The 14,141-nt window shown below is 73.3% G+C and carries 13 protein-coding genes; 8 read left to right on the top strand and 5 right to left on the bottom strand.

Translation table 11 applies throughout. The features are described from left to right. Positions 1-31 precede the first annotated feature (31 nt). Positions 32-1,039 (top strand): hypothetical protein, encoded by a 1,008-nt coding sequence (locus AB0J57_RS07180; RefSeq protein WP_366126999.1) that lies wholly within the window; start codon positions 32-34, stop codon positions 1,037-1,039. 2 nt (positions 1,040-1,041) lie between these two features. Here AB0J57_RS07180 and AB0J57_RS07175 read toward each other — a convergent pair whose 3' ends face one another. Further along, the gene (locus tag AB0J57_RS07175) at positions 1,042-1,284 is read right to left on the bottom strand and encodes a hypothetical protein (RefSeq protein ID WP_366126998.1); all 243 of its coding nucleotides are present in this window, start codon (positions 1,282-1,284) and stop codon (positions 1,042-1,044) included. Between the two features lie 131 nt (positions 1,285-1,415). Here AB0J57_RS07175 and AB0J57_RS07170 point away from each other — a divergent pair, with 131 nt between their 5' ends. Genes AB0J57_RS07170 through AB0J57_RS07155 form a run of 4 tightly spaced genes read left to right on the top strand, consistent with a single transcriptional unit; the run spans position 1,416 to position 5,468 of the window. Next, positions 1,416-3,449 (top strand): NADPH-dependent 2,4-dienoyl-CoA reductase, encoded by a 2,034-nt coding sequence (locus AB0J57_RS07170; protein ID WP_366126997.1) that lies wholly within the window; start codon positions 1,416-1,418, stop codon positions 3,447-3,449. A gap of 26 nt (positions 3,450-3,475) precedes the next feature. Next, positions 3,476-4,030 carry a PadR family transcriptional regulator gene (locus AB0J57_RS07165; RefSeq protein WP_366126996.1) on the top strand — a complete coding sequence of 185 codons (555 nt, stop codon included), beginning with the start codon at positions 3,476-3,478 and terminating at the stop codon, positions 4,028-4,030. Positions 4,031-4,089: 59 nt separating this feature from the next. Beyond that, positions 4,090-4,260 (top strand): 50S ribosomal protein L32, encoded by a 171-nt coding sequence (rpmF, locus tag AB0J57_RS07160; protein ID WP_366126995.1) that lies wholly within the window; start codon positions 4,090-4,092, stop codon positions 4,258-4,260. Between the two features lie 5 nt (positions 4,261-4,265). Further along, positions 4,266-5,468 (top strand): GTP-binding protein, encoded by a 1,203-nt coding sequence (locus AB0J57_RS07155; protein WP_366126994.1) that lies wholly within the window; start codon positions 4,266-4,268, stop codon positions 5,466-5,468. On the opposite strand, the gene AB0J57_RS07150 is transcribed toward AB0J57_RS07155, so the two are convergent. Continuing rightward, positions 5,465-7,396: a heavy metal translocating P-type ATPase gene (locus AB0J57_RS07150; RefSeq protein ID WP_366126993.1), complete on the bottom strand. Its 1,932-nt coding sequence runs from the start codon at positions 7,394-7,396 to the stop codon at positions 5,465-5,467. The genes AB0J57_RS07155 and AB0J57_RS07150 overlap by 4 nt on opposite strands. Before the next feature lie 103 nt (positions 7,397-7,499). Between AB0J57_RS07150 and AB0J57_RS07145 the strand changes: the two genes are divergently transcribed. Together AB0J57_RS07145 and AB0J57_RS07140 are read left to right on the top strand one after the other, a co-directional pair. Continuing rightward, the gene (locus tag AB0J57_RS07145; protein WP_366126992.1) at positions 7,500-7,886 is read left to right on the top strand and encodes a metalloregulator ArsR/SmtB family transcription factor; all 387 of its coding nucleotides are present in this window, start codon (positions 7,500-7,502) and stop codon (positions 7,884-7,886) included. A 24-nt stretch (positions 7,887-7,910) separates the two neighbouring features. Further along, entirely contained in the window at positions 7,911-9,314 is a 1,404-nt protein-coding gene (locus AB0J57_RS07140) for an FAD-dependent monooxygenase (RefSeq protein ID WP_366126991.1), read from the top strand. Between the two features lie 15 nt (positions 9,315-9,329). On the opposite strand, the gene AB0J57_RS07135 is transcribed toward AB0J57_RS07140, so the two are convergent. Continuing rightward, the gene (locus AB0J57_RS07135; RefSeq protein ID WP_366126990.1) at positions 9,330-10,520 is read right to left on the bottom strand and encodes a zinc-dependent alcohol dehydrogenase; all 1,191 of its coding nucleotides are present in this window, start codon (positions 10,518-10,520) and stop codon (positions 9,330-9,332) included. 193 nt (positions 10,521-10,713) lie between these two features. On the opposite strand from AB0J57_RS07135, the gene AB0J57_RS07130 reads away from it, so the two are divergent. Beyond that, entirely contained in the window at positions 10,714-11,445 is a 732-nt protein-coding gene (locus tag AB0J57_RS07130; protein WP_366126989.1) for a GntR family transcriptional regulator, read from the top strand. Positions 11,446-11,464: 19 nt separating this feature from the next. Here the strand turns inward: AB0J57_RS07130 and AB0J57_RS07125 are convergent, their stop codons facing one another. Together AB0J57_RS07125 and AB0J57_RS07120 are read right to left on the bottom strand one after the other, a co-directional pair. Then, the gene (locus AB0J57_RS07125) at positions 11,465-12,994 is read right to left on the bottom strand and encodes an amino acid permease (protein WP_366126988.1); all 1,530 of its coding nucleotides are present in this window, start codon (positions 12,992-12,994) and stop codon (positions 11,465-11,467) included. Between the two features lie 55 nt (positions 12,995-13,049). Continuing rightward, positions 13,050-14,027 carry a hypothetical protein gene (locus tag AB0J57_RS07120; RefSeq protein WP_366126987.1) on the bottom strand — a complete coding sequence of 326 codons (978 nt, stop codon included), beginning with the start codon at positions 14,025-14,027 and terminating at the stop codon, positions 13,050-13,052. Positions 14,028-14,141 lie beyond the last annotated feature (114 nt).

Raw genomic sequence — 14,141 nt, 5'->3', positions numbered from 1 at the left:
TCAATGGTCGAGCGGTTACGGGGGCGGACGGATGCGGCGCTGGGTCAAGGTCTCGGTGGCGGCCGCGGTGGTCCTGGGCGTGGGCGGTTACGTCGCCCAGCCCTACGCCCAGGACTGGATGCTCGCCCGTGACGCCTGTGACGGGGTGCTCCCGCCGGACGCGGTGGAGCAGCTCACGCCCGAGGACGCGCACCTCCTCGACGAGACGTCCCGGCTCCACGGCGAGCTGGGCAGGTACAGGTGCCGCCTGACCGCCGAGGGCGGCTCCACGGGCGACGGACGGCTGGTCGTCGAGGCGGAGGCGTACACCCGGCGGGACGACCTGGACCAGCAGTTCATGGAGATCTTCCCGGAGGAGGGCTTCTCTCCCCAGGCCACGCTGCCCGAGGGGCTGCCCGGGTTCATCGACAGGCACCGCCTGATCAATCTGCTCCTGCCGTGCCCCTCTCTGGGCAAGGACGCCGAGGGCAGGCAGCGCAAGCTCCTGGTGCGGACGGCGCTGGGACGGGAGGCCAACTACGGGGTGCCCGGCGCCGCGTACCGGACGGCCGTCGCACTCGCCAACTCCGCGTCGGACCGGCTGGGCTGCGGCGCCGAGCCGCTCAGGGCACCGACCGGCGGCGCCGTACCGCGCGACCCCGAGGACGACGCGGAGACCGTGCCGCTGTCGGAGGCGGGAGGCACGGCGTGCGGGTGGATGACCGAGGCCGGGCTGCCCCAGGATCAGGGGCTGCGGGTGGCGGCGGGGGTGAACGACGCCGCCCCCACGGGCCGCTGCGAGCTGACGGACCGGGACGGGGAATCAAAGCTGTCCTTGGTCGCCTGGTACGGCGACTGGAGCAACCGCCTCACGTCCGAGCACGGTGTCCCGCGCTCCATGACGGCCACCGCGCGCTGCGACGGGGAGGCCGCCAACTTCACTCTCGGCAGGGCGGACGACACTCCGGGCATCGGCGAGGCCGTGCGGCGGCGGCTGCTCAAGGGGTTCGCCGAGGACCAGGTGCGCCGGCGCGGCTGCTCCGGTCTGCGGTTCTCCTGACGTCACACCCTCAGCCACAGCGCGCGGACGTACCCGTCGTCCATCCGCTGCCGCATCGCGGTGGCGCGTTGTGCGGGTACGCCGCGCTCCTTCGCCCACTGGTCGAGAACGGTCAGCAGTTGGTACCGCCCGTCCATCGGGTCGCCGCGCAGCGGGCCGGTGACCGGCCGGTCGGCGATGTCCCGGGGCTTCCTCAGCCGGCCGATCCAGCTCCGGGCTCCCCTCGCGTCTCCCCCATCGCGCATCCCGGCAGCCTGGCGAAGCGGCCGCCGGCCACGTAGCGCAGGTCACTCCGCGATCCTTATGCAACTTGTTGCACAAGGCGCCCGGCGTCGTCTACAACTGGGGCGACGACATCGCGCGAGGAGGCGCCCCCATGACTGCGACCCCGGCCCCGGCCCCGTACCCGCACCTGCTCAAGCCCCTGGACCTCGGGTTCACCACCCTGCCCAACCGGGTGCTCATGGGGTCGATGCACGTCGGTCTGGAGGAGGCCGAGAACGGCTTCGCGCGCATGGCCGCCTTCTACGCCGAGCGGGCCCGCGGCGGCGTCGGGCTGATCGTGACCGGCGGTATCGCGCCGAACGACGCGGGCCGGCCGTACGAGGGCGGGGCCAGGCTCACCACCGAGGAGGAGGCCGCCAAGCACCGCGTCGTGACGGACGCCGTGCACCAGGCGGGCGGGCGGATCGCGATGCAGATCCTGCATTTCGGGCGGTACGCCTACCACCGCGACCTGGTCGCCCCGAGCGCCATCCAGGCCCCCATCAGCCCCTTCGTACCGAACGAGCTGACCGACGCCGAGGTCGAGCAGACGATCGAGGACTATGTGCGGGCGGCCGAGCTGGCGAAGTCGGCCGGGTACGACGGCGTCGAGATCATGGGCTCCGAGGGCTACCTGATCAACGAGTTCATCGCGGCGGCGACCAATCAGCGGACCGACCGCTGGGGCGGCGCGTACGAGAACCGCGTCCGCTTCCCGCTGGAGATCGTCCGCCGCACGCGCGAGCGGCTCGGCGAGGACTTCATCCTGATCTACCGGCTCTCGATGCTGGACCTGGTGCCGGGCGGCTCGTCGCTGGAGGAGGTCGTCGCGCTCGCCAAGGAGATCGAGGCGGCCGGCGCCACGATGATCAACACGGGCATCGGCTGGCACGAGGCCCGTATCCCCACCATCGCCACCTCGGTGCCGCGCGGCGCGTACACCTGGGTCACCAAGAGACTGATGGGCTCGGTGTCCATCCCGCTGATCACCAGCAACCGCGTCAACACCCCCGAGGTCGCCGAGAGCATCCTCGCCGAGGGGCGCGCGGACATGGTCTCGATGGCCCGCCCCTTCCTCGCCGATCCCGACTTCGTGGCCAAGGCCGCGGAGGGCCGGCCGGAGACCATCAACACCTGCATCGGCTGCAACCAGGCCTGCCTGGACCACACCTTCAGCGGGAAGATCACCTCCTGCCTGGTCAACCCGCGCGCCTGCCACGAGACCGAGCTGGTCCTCTCCCCCACCCGGCTTCGCAAGCGCGTCGCGGTGGTCGGCGCGGGCCCGGCCGGGCTCGCCTGCTCGGTGAGCGCCGCCGAACGCGGCCATGACGTCACGCTGTTCGACGCCGCGCACGAGATCGGCGGGCAGCTCAACATCGCCAAGCGGGTGCCGGGCAAGGAGGAGTTCGACGAGACGCTGCGCTACTTCCGTACGCAGCTCGAACTGCGCGGCGTGGACGTGAAACTGGGCACGTACGCCACGGCCGAGCTGCTCGCCGGCTACGACGAGGTGGTCGTCGCCACCGGTGTCACCCCGCGCACCCCCGCCATCGAGGGCGTCGACCACCCGTCCGTGGTCAGCTACCTGGACGTGCTGCGCGACGGCGCGCCGGTCGGTGAGCGGGTCGCGATCATCGGGGCGGGCGGGATCGGCTTCGACGTGGCGGAGTTCCTCACCGACGGCGGCGAGGGCGCGAGCCGGGACGCCGAGACGTACTTCCGGCAGTGGGGCGTCGACACCTCCTACGCCGGGCGCGGCGGGCTGCGCGCCCCGGAGCGGCCGAAGCCGCCGCGCACCGTGCACCTGCTCCAGCGCAAGACGTCCAAGGTCGGCGCCGGCCTCGGCAAGACGACGGGCTGGATCCACCGCACGGAGCTCAAGCACCGGGGCGTGACCATGGTCGCGGGCGCGGCGTACGAGCGGATCGACGACGAGGGCCTGCACATCACCGTGGACGGCGAGGCGCGCACCGTCCCGGTCGACACGGTGGTGCTGTGCACGGGCCAGGAGCCGCGGCGCGAGCTGTACGAGGAGCTCCTCGCGGCCGGGGTGTCCGCGCACCTCATCGGCGGCGCGGACGTGGCGGCGGAGCTGGACGCCAAGCGCGCCATCGACCAGGGGACGCGGCTGGCGGCGGCCCTGTGACGGTCCCGCGTCCCTAGGATGCGGTCATGTCACTCCCGCACGCGATCCTCACCGCCCTGCTCGAAAAGCCGTCCTCTGGTCTGGAGCTGACCCGCCGATTCGACCGCTCGATCGGCTACTTCTGGTCGGCCACGCACCAGCAGATCTATCGCGAGCTGGGAAAGCTGGAGCAGGCGGGGCACATCCGGGCCCTGCCCGCCCCGGTTCCGTCGCGGGGGCAGAAGAAGGAGTACGAGGTGCTCCCGGCGGGCCGCGCGGAGCTGACCGAGTGGGTGCGGCGCAGCGAGGACCCCAAGCCCATCCGGTCCGCGCTGCTGCTGCGGCTGCGCGCGGCGGCGGTCGTGGGGACGGAGGGCTTCGCGGACGAGCTGCGCCGCCATCTCGCCCTGCATCAGGCGCAGTTGGATGAGTATCTGGGCATGGAGGAGCGGCAGTTCCCGCCGGAGCGCCGCACCGCGGAGGCGGACCGGCTGCGGCACCTGGTGCTGCGCGGGGGGATCGAGCTGGAGCGGTTCTGGACGGCGTGGCTGACGGAGGCGCTGGCGGAGTTCGGCGGGCCCGCACGGGACACCGATTGTTAACGGTAATCATTTTCATGTAGCGTGGCCGCCACCGTACCGACGATGGAGGTCTCGCAGTCATGGCCGTTCCCAAGCGGAAGATGTCCCGCTCCAACACCCGCCACCGCCGCGCCCAGTGGAAGGCGTCCACGCCCCAGCTCGTGTCCGTGACGGTCGACGGCACCGTCCACCAGGTGCCCCAGCGCCTGGTCAAGGCGTACGAGCGCGGCCTGATCCGCCCGGAGGGCTGAGCGCGATGACGACGGCCACGGCGACCGGCTCCGACGCCCGCCTGCCGGTCACGGTCCTCTCCGGCTTCCTCGGCGCCGGGAAGACGACCCTGCTCAACCACGTCCTGAGCAACCGGGACGGCCTGCGGGTCGCCGTGATCGTCAACGACATGAGCGAGATCAACATCGACGCCGCCCTGGTGCGCGGCGGCGAGGCGGCGCTCTCCCGCACCGAGGAGCGGCTGGTCGAGATGACCAACGGGTGCATCTGCTGCACCCTGCGCGACGACCTGCTGGAGGAGGTGGACCGGCTGGCCCGCGAGGGCCGCTTCGACTACCTGCTCATCGAGTCCAGCGGCATCAGCGAGCCCATGCCGGTCGCCGCGACCTTCGCCTTCCCGCGCGACGACGGGGCCACGCTCGGCGACCTGGCCCGGCTGGACACCATGGTCACGGTCGTCGACGCGGCGAACTTCCTGCCCGAGCTGGCGGGCGGTGACGGTCTCGTGGAGCGGGGCCTGGACCAGTACGAGGACGACGAGCGGACCGTCAGCGATCTGCTGATGGACCAGATCGAGTTCGCGGACGTCATCGTCGTCAACAAGCTGGACCTGGTCGGCGAGGCGGACGCCGCCCGGCTCACGGCCGCCCTCACCCGCCTCAACCCGGCCGCCCGCATCGTGACCGCCGTACGCGGCCGGGTGGACCCCGGGGACGTCCTCGGAACCGGCCTGTTCGACCTGGAGCGGGCCCAGCAGGCGCCCGGCTGGGTCATGGAGCTCAACGGCGACCACGTCCCGGAGACGGAGGAGTACGGCATCTCCTCCACCGTCTTCCGGGCGCCCGGCCGGGCCTTCCATCCCGAGCGGCTGTGGCGGTTCGTCACCGAGGGCCTGGACAGCGGGGAGTTCGGCCAGGTCCTCCGCTCGAAGGGGTTCTTCCGGCTCGCCGGCCGCGACCGGGTGACCGGCCTGTGGTCCCAGGCGGGGTCGGTGGCCCGCTTCGAGCCGTCCGGCACCCGGGAGGACGGCGGCCCGGACGGTGGCGGCCAGGAACTCGTCTTCATCGGCACCGGCCTCCGCGCCGACGCCCTCCACCGGGCGCTCGACGCCTGCCTGGTCACGGACGGCGAGACGGGCCCGTGGACGGACCCGTTCCCGGCCTGGGACGTGCACGGCGTGGACGAGGCGTGCGACCACGAGCACGCCCCCGTGGGCGCCGCGCTCTAGCCCAGCGCCTTCCGCCAGGCCGATTCTCGCAGCAGCCGCAGCCCGTTGAGGCCGACGAGGACCGTGGAGCCCTCGTGGCCGGCCACGCCGAGGGGCAGGGGCAGGTGGCCGGCCAGGTCCCAGATCACCAGGGCGCCGATGCAGACGCCGGCGATCACCAGGTTCTGCACGACGAGCGTGCGGGCGCGCCGGGAGAGGGCCACGACGGCCGGGACGGTGGCCAGTTCGTCACGTACGACGACGGCGTCGGCGGTCTCCAGGGCGAGGTCGGAGCCGGCGCGGCCCATGGCGATGCCGCTGTGCGCGGCGGCGAGCGCGGGCGCGTCGTTGACGCCGTCGCCGACGACGAGGGTGCGCCGGCCCGCGCGTTCCCACTCCCGTACGGCGGCGACCTTGTCCTGGGGCAGCAGCCCGGCCCGTACGTCGGTGATGCCGGCGTCGGCCGCGACGCGCCGGGCCGCGCGGTCGTTGTCGCCGGTCAGCAGCGTCGGCGCGGTGCCGCTGAGCCGGGTGAGGGCGGCGACGGCGGCCGCCGCCCCGTCACGGAGGCGGTCGGCGATGCCGAGCACGGCGACGGCCTCGCCGTCGACGGTCACCACGACGGTGGTGTGCCCGGCGGCCTCCAGTTGGCCGACGACGGACGACGGTTCGGCGGGGCGGCCCACCGTGACCTCCCGGCCGTCGACGAGGGCACGCACGCCGTGCCCCGGGGTGGACGAGAACTCGGCGGCGCCGGGCACCGGAAGGCCGCGTTCCCGGGCGGCGGACACCACCGCGCGGCCCAGCGGGTGTTCGCTGGGCAGCTCGGCGGCGGCCGCCAGGGTGAGGACCTCCGGCTCCGTCAGGCTGCCGCCCGTCAGCCGTACCTCGGCGACGCGCGGCGCGCCCTCGGTGAGCGTGCCGGTCTTGTCGAGGGCGACCCGGTCCACCTGGCCGAGGCGCTCCATCACCACGGCCGACTTGATCAGGACACCGTGCCGGCCGGCGTTGGCGATCGCGGAGAGCAGCGGCGGCATGGTGGCGAGGACGACCGCGCACGGCGACGCCACGATCATGAACGTCATGGCGCGCAGCAGCGTCCCGGTGAAGTCCGCGCCGAGGGCGAGCGGCACGGCGAACAGCGCGAGGGTCGCGGCGACGACGCCCACCGAGTAGCGCTGTTCGATCTTCTCGATGAAGAGCTGGGTGGGGGCCTTGGTGGCGCTGGCCTCCTCCACCATGGCGACGATCCGGGCGATGACGGAGTCGGAGGCGTCCTTGCCGACCCGTACGCGCAGTGCGCCGGTGCCGTTGAGGGTGCCCGCGAAGACGTCGTCGCCGGGGGCCTTGGCGGCGGGCAGCGGCTCACCCGTGATGGTGGCCTGGTCGACGTCGCTCGTGCCGTCGAGGACGGTGCCGTCCGCCGGCAGCCGCTCCCCCGGCCGTACGAGGACGGTGTCGCCGACCCGCAGGGCGGCCACGTCCACGGTCTCCTCACCGGTTCCGGTCAGCCGGACGGCCCGGGCGGGGGCCAGGTCCAGCAGGCCGCGTACGGAGTCGGCGGTGCGCCTGGTGGCGAGGGCCTCCAGGGCGCCCGAGGTGGCGAAGATGACGATGAGCAGCCCGCCGTCCAGGTACTGCCCGATCGCGGCGGCGCCGATCGCGGCGACGACCATCAGCAGGTCGACGTCGAGGGACTTCTCGCGCAGCGCCGTCAGGCCGGCCCAGCCGGGCTCCCAGCCGCCGGCGGCGTAACAGACGGCGTAGAGGGGGCCCCACGCCCACGCGGGGGCCCCGGCCAGGTCGAGCGGGAGCGCGGCGAGGAAGGCGACGGCGGACAGCGCGGCCCAGCGGACCTCGGGCAGGGAGAACAGCCTGGTCCGGCGGGGCGGCGGGACGGCGCGGGCGGCCGGGACCGGGGTCCGGGTGTCGAGCACCGGGGAAGCCATGGGCGGGCACCTCTTCACGGGGCGGCAGGAACGGCACCACCATAGCGGAACACATGAAGAGATCTTCATCTGTACGGTCGGGCACACGGTTACGATGACCCGCATGGGACACGGAGTGAACGGTGAGACGACCCCAGCGGCCCGCCTGGACGCGGAGTCCGCCGCCACCATCGCCGCCACGCTCCAGGCCCTCGCCACGCCGTCCCGGCTGATGATCCTCACCCGGCTCCGCCAGGGGCCGTGCGGAGTGACGGAGCTGGCCGAGTCGGTCGCCATGGAGCAGTCGGCGGTCTCGCACCAACTGCGGCTGCTGCGCGCCCTGGGGCTGGTCACCGGGACGCGGCACGGCCGGCGCATCGAGTACAGCCTGTACGACAACCACGTCGCCCAGCTCCTCGACGAGGCCGTCTACCACATCGAGCACCTGCGCCTCGGCGCGCGGGACCTGCCCCGGCTGCCCCAAGGGACCGTGGATACTGGGGAGTCGTAGCCTGTCCGACGCGAAGGGGCGCGCATGACCGACCAGTTGGGAACGGATCGCGGTACACGGCACGCCGTGGTGGTGGGCGGAAGCATCGCGGGACTGCTCGCGGCCCGGGTGCTCGCCGAGCACGCCGAGCGCGTGACGATCGTCGAGCGCGACCGCTTCCCGGAGGAGCCCGAGCCGCGCGCGGGCGTGCCGCAGGGACGGCACCTGCACGTCCTGATCGACGGCGGCCAGCGCGCGCTGGAACGGCTGCTCCCGGGCGTCCTCGACGAGCTGCGGGAGCAGGGCTCGCCCAGGGTCGGCATGCCCGAGGACGTGGTCCAGTGGCAGGGCGGCTCCTGGTACCGCCGCACTCCGGCCACCGCGTACCTCTTCTCCGGTTCCCGCCCGCTGGTCGAACAGGTGCTGCGCCGCCGCGTCCTGGCCGACCCGAGGATCGCCACGGTGGAGGGGACCGAGGCCGTGGGCCTGGCCGGTGACGCCACCCGCGTACGGGGAGTTCTGCTGCGCGAGCGCGGCGCGGGCAGGAACAAGGAGCCACGCACGCTGGAGGCCGACCTGGTCGTGGACGCCTCGGGCCGTGGCTCGCGCGCCCCGGAGTGGCTGGCGGCGATCGGGGCGGAGCCGCCGCGCGAGGAGGTCATCGACACGGGCCTGGCGTACGCGACGCGCGTCTACCGGCCGGGGCCGGCGGCGGACGGCGGGGACTTCGCCGGCCAGTACATCGTGCCCAACCCCGAGCAGACGCACGCCGGTGTGGCGCTGCCCATGGAGGGCGGGCGGTACCTGGTCACCCTCTCGGGGCTGCGCGGCGACGAACCGCCCACGGACGAGGACGCGTTCGAGAAGTACACGGAAAAGCTGCCGCATCCGATTCTGCGGGACTGGCTGGCCAAGGCGGAGCCGGAGTCGGCGGTGCACGGCTTCCGCAAGACGGCCAACGTACGGCGCCGTTACGACCTTCCCGGGCGCCGCCCGGCCGGGTTCCTCGTCACGGGTGACGCCCTGTGCACCTTCAACCCCATCTACGGGCAGGGCATGTCGGTCGCCGCGATCGGCGCGGTGGCACTGCGCGATGCCCTGGCCGACCCGCGCCGGACGCCGACCACGCGCCGGGTCCAGCGGGCACTGTCCGACGCCTCGAAGCAGGCGTGGGACATCTCCGCGGGCGCGGACAAGAACATGCCGGGCGCCCAGGGGGACGCCGTGCGGACCCGGGCCGCCGACCGGCCGGCCGCCTGGTACCTGAAGCGGGTGCAGGAACGCGCGCCGGGCGACCCGGTGGTGGGCGCCGCCTTCCGCTCCGCCCTGTCGCTGGCGGAGCCGCTCAGCGCCCTGTTCGCCCCGCCGGTGCTGCGCGCGGTGCTGTTCGGCCCGGTGCGCCCGGCGCCGACGGAGCCGCCGCTGCGGCGGGAGGCGGACGCAGGCTGACCCGGCCGGGCGGGGTCAGGGGCGCATCACGACCTTCACGGCGCCCTCCCGCTTCTGCTGGAACATCTTGTAGGCGTGCGGGGCGTCCGCGAGCGGCAGGTGATGGGTGGCGAAGCCGTCCACGCCGAGCGGGTCGTCGTCGGTGAGGAGCGGCAGGATGTCGTCGGTCCAGCGCCGGACGTTGGCCTGGCCCATGCGGAGCTGGATCTGCTTGTCGAACAGCGTCATCATCGGCAGCGGGTCGGCCGCTCCGCCGTAGACGCCGCTCAGCGAGATGGTGCCGCCGCGCCGTACGAGGTCGATCGCCAGGTACAGGGCGGCCAGCCGGTCGGCGCCCACCTTCTGGTGCAGCTTGGCCGCCCACGCCTTGGGCAGCAGCCCGGCCGCGTTCTGCTGGACGCGGGCGACCGGGCTGCCGTGGGCCTCGGTGCCGACCGCGTCGATGACGGCGTCGGGGCCGCGGCCCGCGGTGCGCTCCTTGACGGCGTCGACGAGGTCGTCGTGCTTGTCGTACCGGTTCAGGTCGAACACCTCCACGCCGCGCTCCCGGGCGCGCTGGAGGCGTTCGGGTACGAGGTCGACGCCGATGACCTGGGCGGCGCCCTGGTGGAGGGCGACGCGGCAGCTCATGTCGCCGATGGGGCCGAGCCCGAGGACGGCGACGGAGCCGCCCGGGGGGACGGCGGCGTACTGGACCGCCTGCCAGGCCGTGGGCAGGACGTCGGAGAGGTACAGGAAGCGGTCGTCCGGCGGGCCTTCGGGGACCTTGATGGGGCCGAACTGGGCCTGCGGGACGCGGAGGTACTCGGCCTGGCCGCCGGGCACGGCGCCGTACAGCCTGGTGTAGCCGAAGAGCGCGGCGCCCATGCCCTCCTCGGTGACCTGGGTGGTCTCGCACTGGGTCGGCAGGCCGGCGGAGCACATCCAGCAGTGGCCGCAGGCGATCTGGAACGGGACGACCACACGGTCCCCCGGCTTGAGGTCCGGGACCTCGGAGCCGGCCTCCTCCACGATGCCCATCGGCTCGTGGCCGAGGATGTCACCGGGGGTCATGAAGGGGGTCAGGACCTCGTACAGGTGAAGGTCCGAGCCGCACAGACCGGTGGACGTGACCTTGATGACCGCGTCGGTCGGCTCCTCGATCTTCGGGTCGGGCACGGTCTCCACCCGTACGTCGCGCTTTCCCTGCCATGTCACGGCCCTCATCGTGCGTGTCCCTTCACCGGCTCCTGTGGGGGCGCGGGCCGGGTACCCGGGCGCCGTGGCGGTGAATCCGATTCGGCCAGAGTGCGAGGGAATGCCGGGCAACCCCTTCCATAAAGGTTTAGACCAATGATAGGGATTGATCACCCACACGGCACGCTCGACTACTGTGAGCGAAGGAAATTGAGGGTTGAACATGGCTGAGTCCCAGGTCCCCGCGGCACTTCCGCTCTACCTCCGGGTCGCCGCCGCGCTGCGCGACGACCTCACCCAGGGACGCATCGCCCCCGGCACCAGGCTTCCGTCCGAGCGCTCCCTCGTGCACCGCTTCCGGGTCAACCGGCACACCGTACGCAACGCGCTCCAACTGCTGCGCGACGAGCGGCTGGTGGTGACCGAGCGGCGCGGCACGTTCGCCGCGGCCGCCGCACCCGAGGCCGCCGGGCCGGTCCTCGCGCCGGGCCTGCTGCGGTTCCCGTGCGGGACGGGCTCCCCCGACGCGTCCGCCGTGACCCGGCTCGTCTGGGAGCCCACCCCGACGGCGCTCGCCGAGCGGCTGGGGCTGCTGCCCGGCGAGCCGTCACTGGTCCACCGCCACCACGTGCCCGGCACCGGCGAGAGCCCCGTACAGGAGGCGCTGTCCCGGTTCTCCCGGCACGCGCTGGCCGAGGTGCCCGAACTCGCCCGCTACCGGCGGCGGGAGTCCTGGCCCGCGCGGCCCGACCTGCGGCTGCTGTACCACTGGATGCACCGCGCGGGGCTGCGGCTGACGCGCCGCGAGTCGATCGGCGTCGGCCACGGCCCGGTGGCCACCACGTGCCTGACCGTGCACCGGGTCGTGAGCGACCAGCACGGCCATGTGCTGGAGCTGACCGACATCCGGTTCGCGCCCGAGGCGGCCTCCTGGACCTACGAGTTCACGGGATGACCGTGTCCGGGGCGGGCCGTCAGACGATGCCCTCCGCGAGCTCCGCCTGCTCACGGGCGTTGCCGTACGGGGCCGGCGTGCCGTAGGAGCGGCGGGCGACGTACCACCAGACGCTGGCGAGGATCAGCACCACCGCGAGCGCGATCACGGCGTAGTTCATCGAGTCGATGGTCACCGGCGACTTCTGCGGCAGGCAGAACAGCACCGTGACCACCGCCACCCACACCACGGCCGTCCAGCCGATCGGCTTGCTCCAGCGGCCCAGGGACCAGGGGCCGGGCTGGAACCGGTTGCCCGCGCGCAGCCGCAGGAAGATCGGGATCGCGTACGCGGGCGTGATGCCGATGACGTTGATGGCGGTGACCGCGCCGTAGGCGGTGGCCGAGTACAGCGACGGCACCGCGAGCACGCCGGCGACGGCCACCGACAGCCAGACGGCGGGCACCGGGGTCTGGGTGCGGGTGCTGACCCTCCGCCAGAGCGCCGAGCCGGGCAGCGCGTTGTCGCGGCTGAAGGCGAACACCATGCGGCTGGCCGCGGCCACCTCGGCGTTGCCGCAGAAGAGCTGCGCCACGATCACGACGAGCAGCAGGGCGGTGGCGCCGCCGGAGCCGAGCGCGTCGAGCAGGATCTGCGCGGGCGGCACACCGGTGGCGCTGTTCTGCGTGCCGGCGTAGTCCTGGATGGCGAAGGTCAGCCCGGCGAGCAGCGCGAAACCGGCGATCCACGAGACCCAGATGGCCCGGACGATGCCCTTGGCGGCCGAGACGGACGCGTTGGACGTCTCCTCGGAGAGGTGGGCGGAGGCGTCGTACCCGGAGAAGGTGTACTGGGCGAGGAGCAGGCCGATGGCCGCCACGTAGAACGGGTTGGCCCAGCCGGTGTCGTTGACGAACTCGGTGAAGACGAATCCGGCCGACTGGTGGTGGTCGGGGACGATCGCGAGCGCGCCGACGATGACGGCGACGCCGGTCAGGTGCCACCAGACGCTGATGGAGTTGAGGACGCTGACCAGGCGGACGCCGAAGAGGTTCAGCACGGCGTGCAGCAGCAGGATGCACAGGAAGATGACGAAGGTGGAACCGGGCGTGGGCTCGAAGCCGAAGCGCAGGTTGAGGAACGCGCCGGTGAACAGGGCGGCGCCGTAGTCGATTCCGGCGATCGCCCCGAGCAGACCGAGCAGATTCAGCCAGCCCGTGTACCAGCCCCAGCGCCGCCCGCCGAGCCGGTCGGCCATGTAGTAGAGGGCCCCGGAGGTGGGGTAGGCGCTGGTCACCTCGGCGAGCGCCATGCCGACGCAGAGCACGAACAGGCCCACGCCCGCCCAGCCCCACATCATCACGGCCGGGCCGCCGGTGCCGAGGCCGAAGCCGTAGAGGGTCATGCAGCCGGAGAGGATGGAGATCACGGAGAAGCTGATGGCGAAGTTGCCGAAGCCTCCCATGCGGCGGGCCAGGACCGGCTGGTAGCCGAGTTCCCTCAGCCGTTCCTCCTCGTCCGTGTGCGGCGGTGCCGGCCGCTCCTGGCCGGCCCATATGGTGCGGGACATGACGGTACCTCCGGGTGGTGGGTGGGGTGGGCGGGGGTCGGCTCGGGGGCAGTGCTCAGCCCGGGGCGGTCAGGCAGCGGGCGCGGGCGCGGGTGAACAGCTCCTCGGCGAGGGCCCGGTCGGCGGGGTCGCGGGTGCGGTACGCCCAGGGCTGCGGGGTGTAGTAGGGGCCCAGCGCGGTGAAGACGCGGGCGGCGTCGTCGAACCGGAGGGCTCCCCACAGGGCGTGCGCCAGGTGGCTGAGGTCGAGGAGCGACGCGGTGGCCGGGTCGGTGTGGTCGAACCAGGCGAGCAGGGCCCGTTCGGCGTCCCGCGCCGCGTCCTCGGCGACCCAGTGCAGGTCCAGCGCCTTCTCCTGGCCCCGGCGGCGGCGGTACCGCTCGACCCTGGCGTACAGCGGCAGGACGTGCAGGGCGGAGCCCGGAGGCGCCGAACCGGCGGCCCACTGGACGAAGTTGACGGCCTCCGGGAGGGAGCCGCTGCCCCGGTGGCGGGCGTACAGGAACTGGAGCATCCGGTGGTACGCCTCACGGTTGTGCGGGTCGCGTTTGTCGGCCTCCGCCAGCAGGTTCCACGGCCCGGGCGGCAGCATCGGTCCGGGCGGCCGCACCCGGTGCGCGTCGAGGCGCTGTCCGTCGTCCAGGACGGCGAGGGCCAGCAGGCACACCCAGGGCACCGGGTCGGCGGGGGCCACATGGGCGGCGGCCTGGCAGGCCTCCCAGGCGAGCCGCCACAGCTCCCCGGTGCGGGGGTGGTCCTCGCGGTGGGCGCGCAGGGCGCGTTCCACGGCGACCCGGGCGTGCATGACGGCCGCGGCGACGCTGTGGGGCTGCTCGGCGCGCCAGACCTGAACGACGTCGGAACCGGCCGCGACGGCGGCCAGCACCTGGGTGCGCCGGGTCCACCCCGGCCAGTCGGGGGTGTCGGCCAGGAGCTGGGCCATCGACAGCCAGCGTCCGGTACGCAGGTCCTCCAGCACTCCGCGCAAGGCGCTGTCGTGGCCCGCCGGGTGGTACACCGGTGTGACGGTCATGGGTCCTCTGAGCGGGCGGTGGGGGTTGGGGGGTGCACGGCACGCCGAGGAGAGCGGTCGGACACTCCTTGACTACCGGCCGTTGATCGGCGATCACTATAGGCCGCGATGGAC

This window comes from Streptomyces sp. NPDC049837, from assembly GCF_040674455.1.
Classification (GTDB): domain Bacteria; phylum Actinomycetota; class Actinomycetes; order Streptomycetales; family Streptomycetaceae; genus Streptomyces.
Note: the sequence above shows the minus strand (reverse complement) of the source record. Positions and strands in the feature narration are given on the sequence as shown.

Coding starts and splice junctions, on each gene's coding strand:
- AB0J57_RS07180 (WP_366126999.1), top strand. CDS start 32: ATGCGGCGCTGGGTCAAGGTCTCGGTGGCGGCCGCGGTGGTCCTGGGC.
- AB0J57_RS07175 (WP_366126998.1), bottom strand. CDS start 1,284: ATGCGCGATGGGGGAGACGCGAGGGGAGCCCGGAGCTGGATCGGCCGG.
- AB0J57_RS07170 (WP_366126997.1), top strand. CDS start 1,416: ATGACTGCGACCCCGGCCCCGGCCCCGTACCCGCACCTGCTCAAGCCC.
- AB0J57_RS07165 (WP_366126996.1), top strand. CDS start 3,476: ATGTCACTCCCGCACGCGATCCTCACCGCCCTGCTCGAAAAGCCGTCC.
- rpmF (WP_366126995.1), top strand. CDS start 4,090: ATGGCCGTTCCCAAGCGGAAGATGTCCCGCTCCAACACCCGCCACCGC.
- AB0J57_RS07155 (WP_366126994.1), top strand. CDS start 4,266: ATGACGACGGCCACGGCGACCGGCTCCGACGCCCGCCTGCCGGTCACG.
- AB0J57_RS07150 (WP_366126993.1), bottom strand. CDS start 7,396: ATGGCTTCCCCGGTGCTCGACACCCGGACCCCGGTCCCGGCCGCCCGC.
- AB0J57_RS07145 (WP_366126992.1), top strand. CDS start 7,500: ATGGGACACGGAGTGAACGGTGAGACGACCCCAGCGGCCCGCCTGGAC.
- AB0J57_RS07140 (WP_366126991.1), top strand. CDS start 7,911: ATGACCGACCAGTTGGGAACGGATCGCGGTACACGGCACGCCGTGGTG.
- AB0J57_RS07135 (WP_366126990.1), bottom strand. CDS start 10,520: ATGAGGGCCGTGACATGGCAGGGAAAGCGCGACGTACGGGTGGAGACC.
- AB0J57_RS07130 (WP_366126989.1), top strand. CDS start 10,714: ATGGCTGAGTCCCAGGTCCCCGCGGCACTTCCGCTCTACCTCCGGGTC.
- AB0J57_RS07125 (WP_366126988.1), bottom strand. CDS start 12,994: ATGTCCCGCACCATATGGGCCGGCCAGGAGCGGCCGGCACCGCCGCAC.
- AB0J57_RS07120 (WP_366126987.1), bottom strand. CDS start 14,027: ATGACCGTCACACCGGTGTACCACCCGGCGGGCCACGACAGCGCCTTG.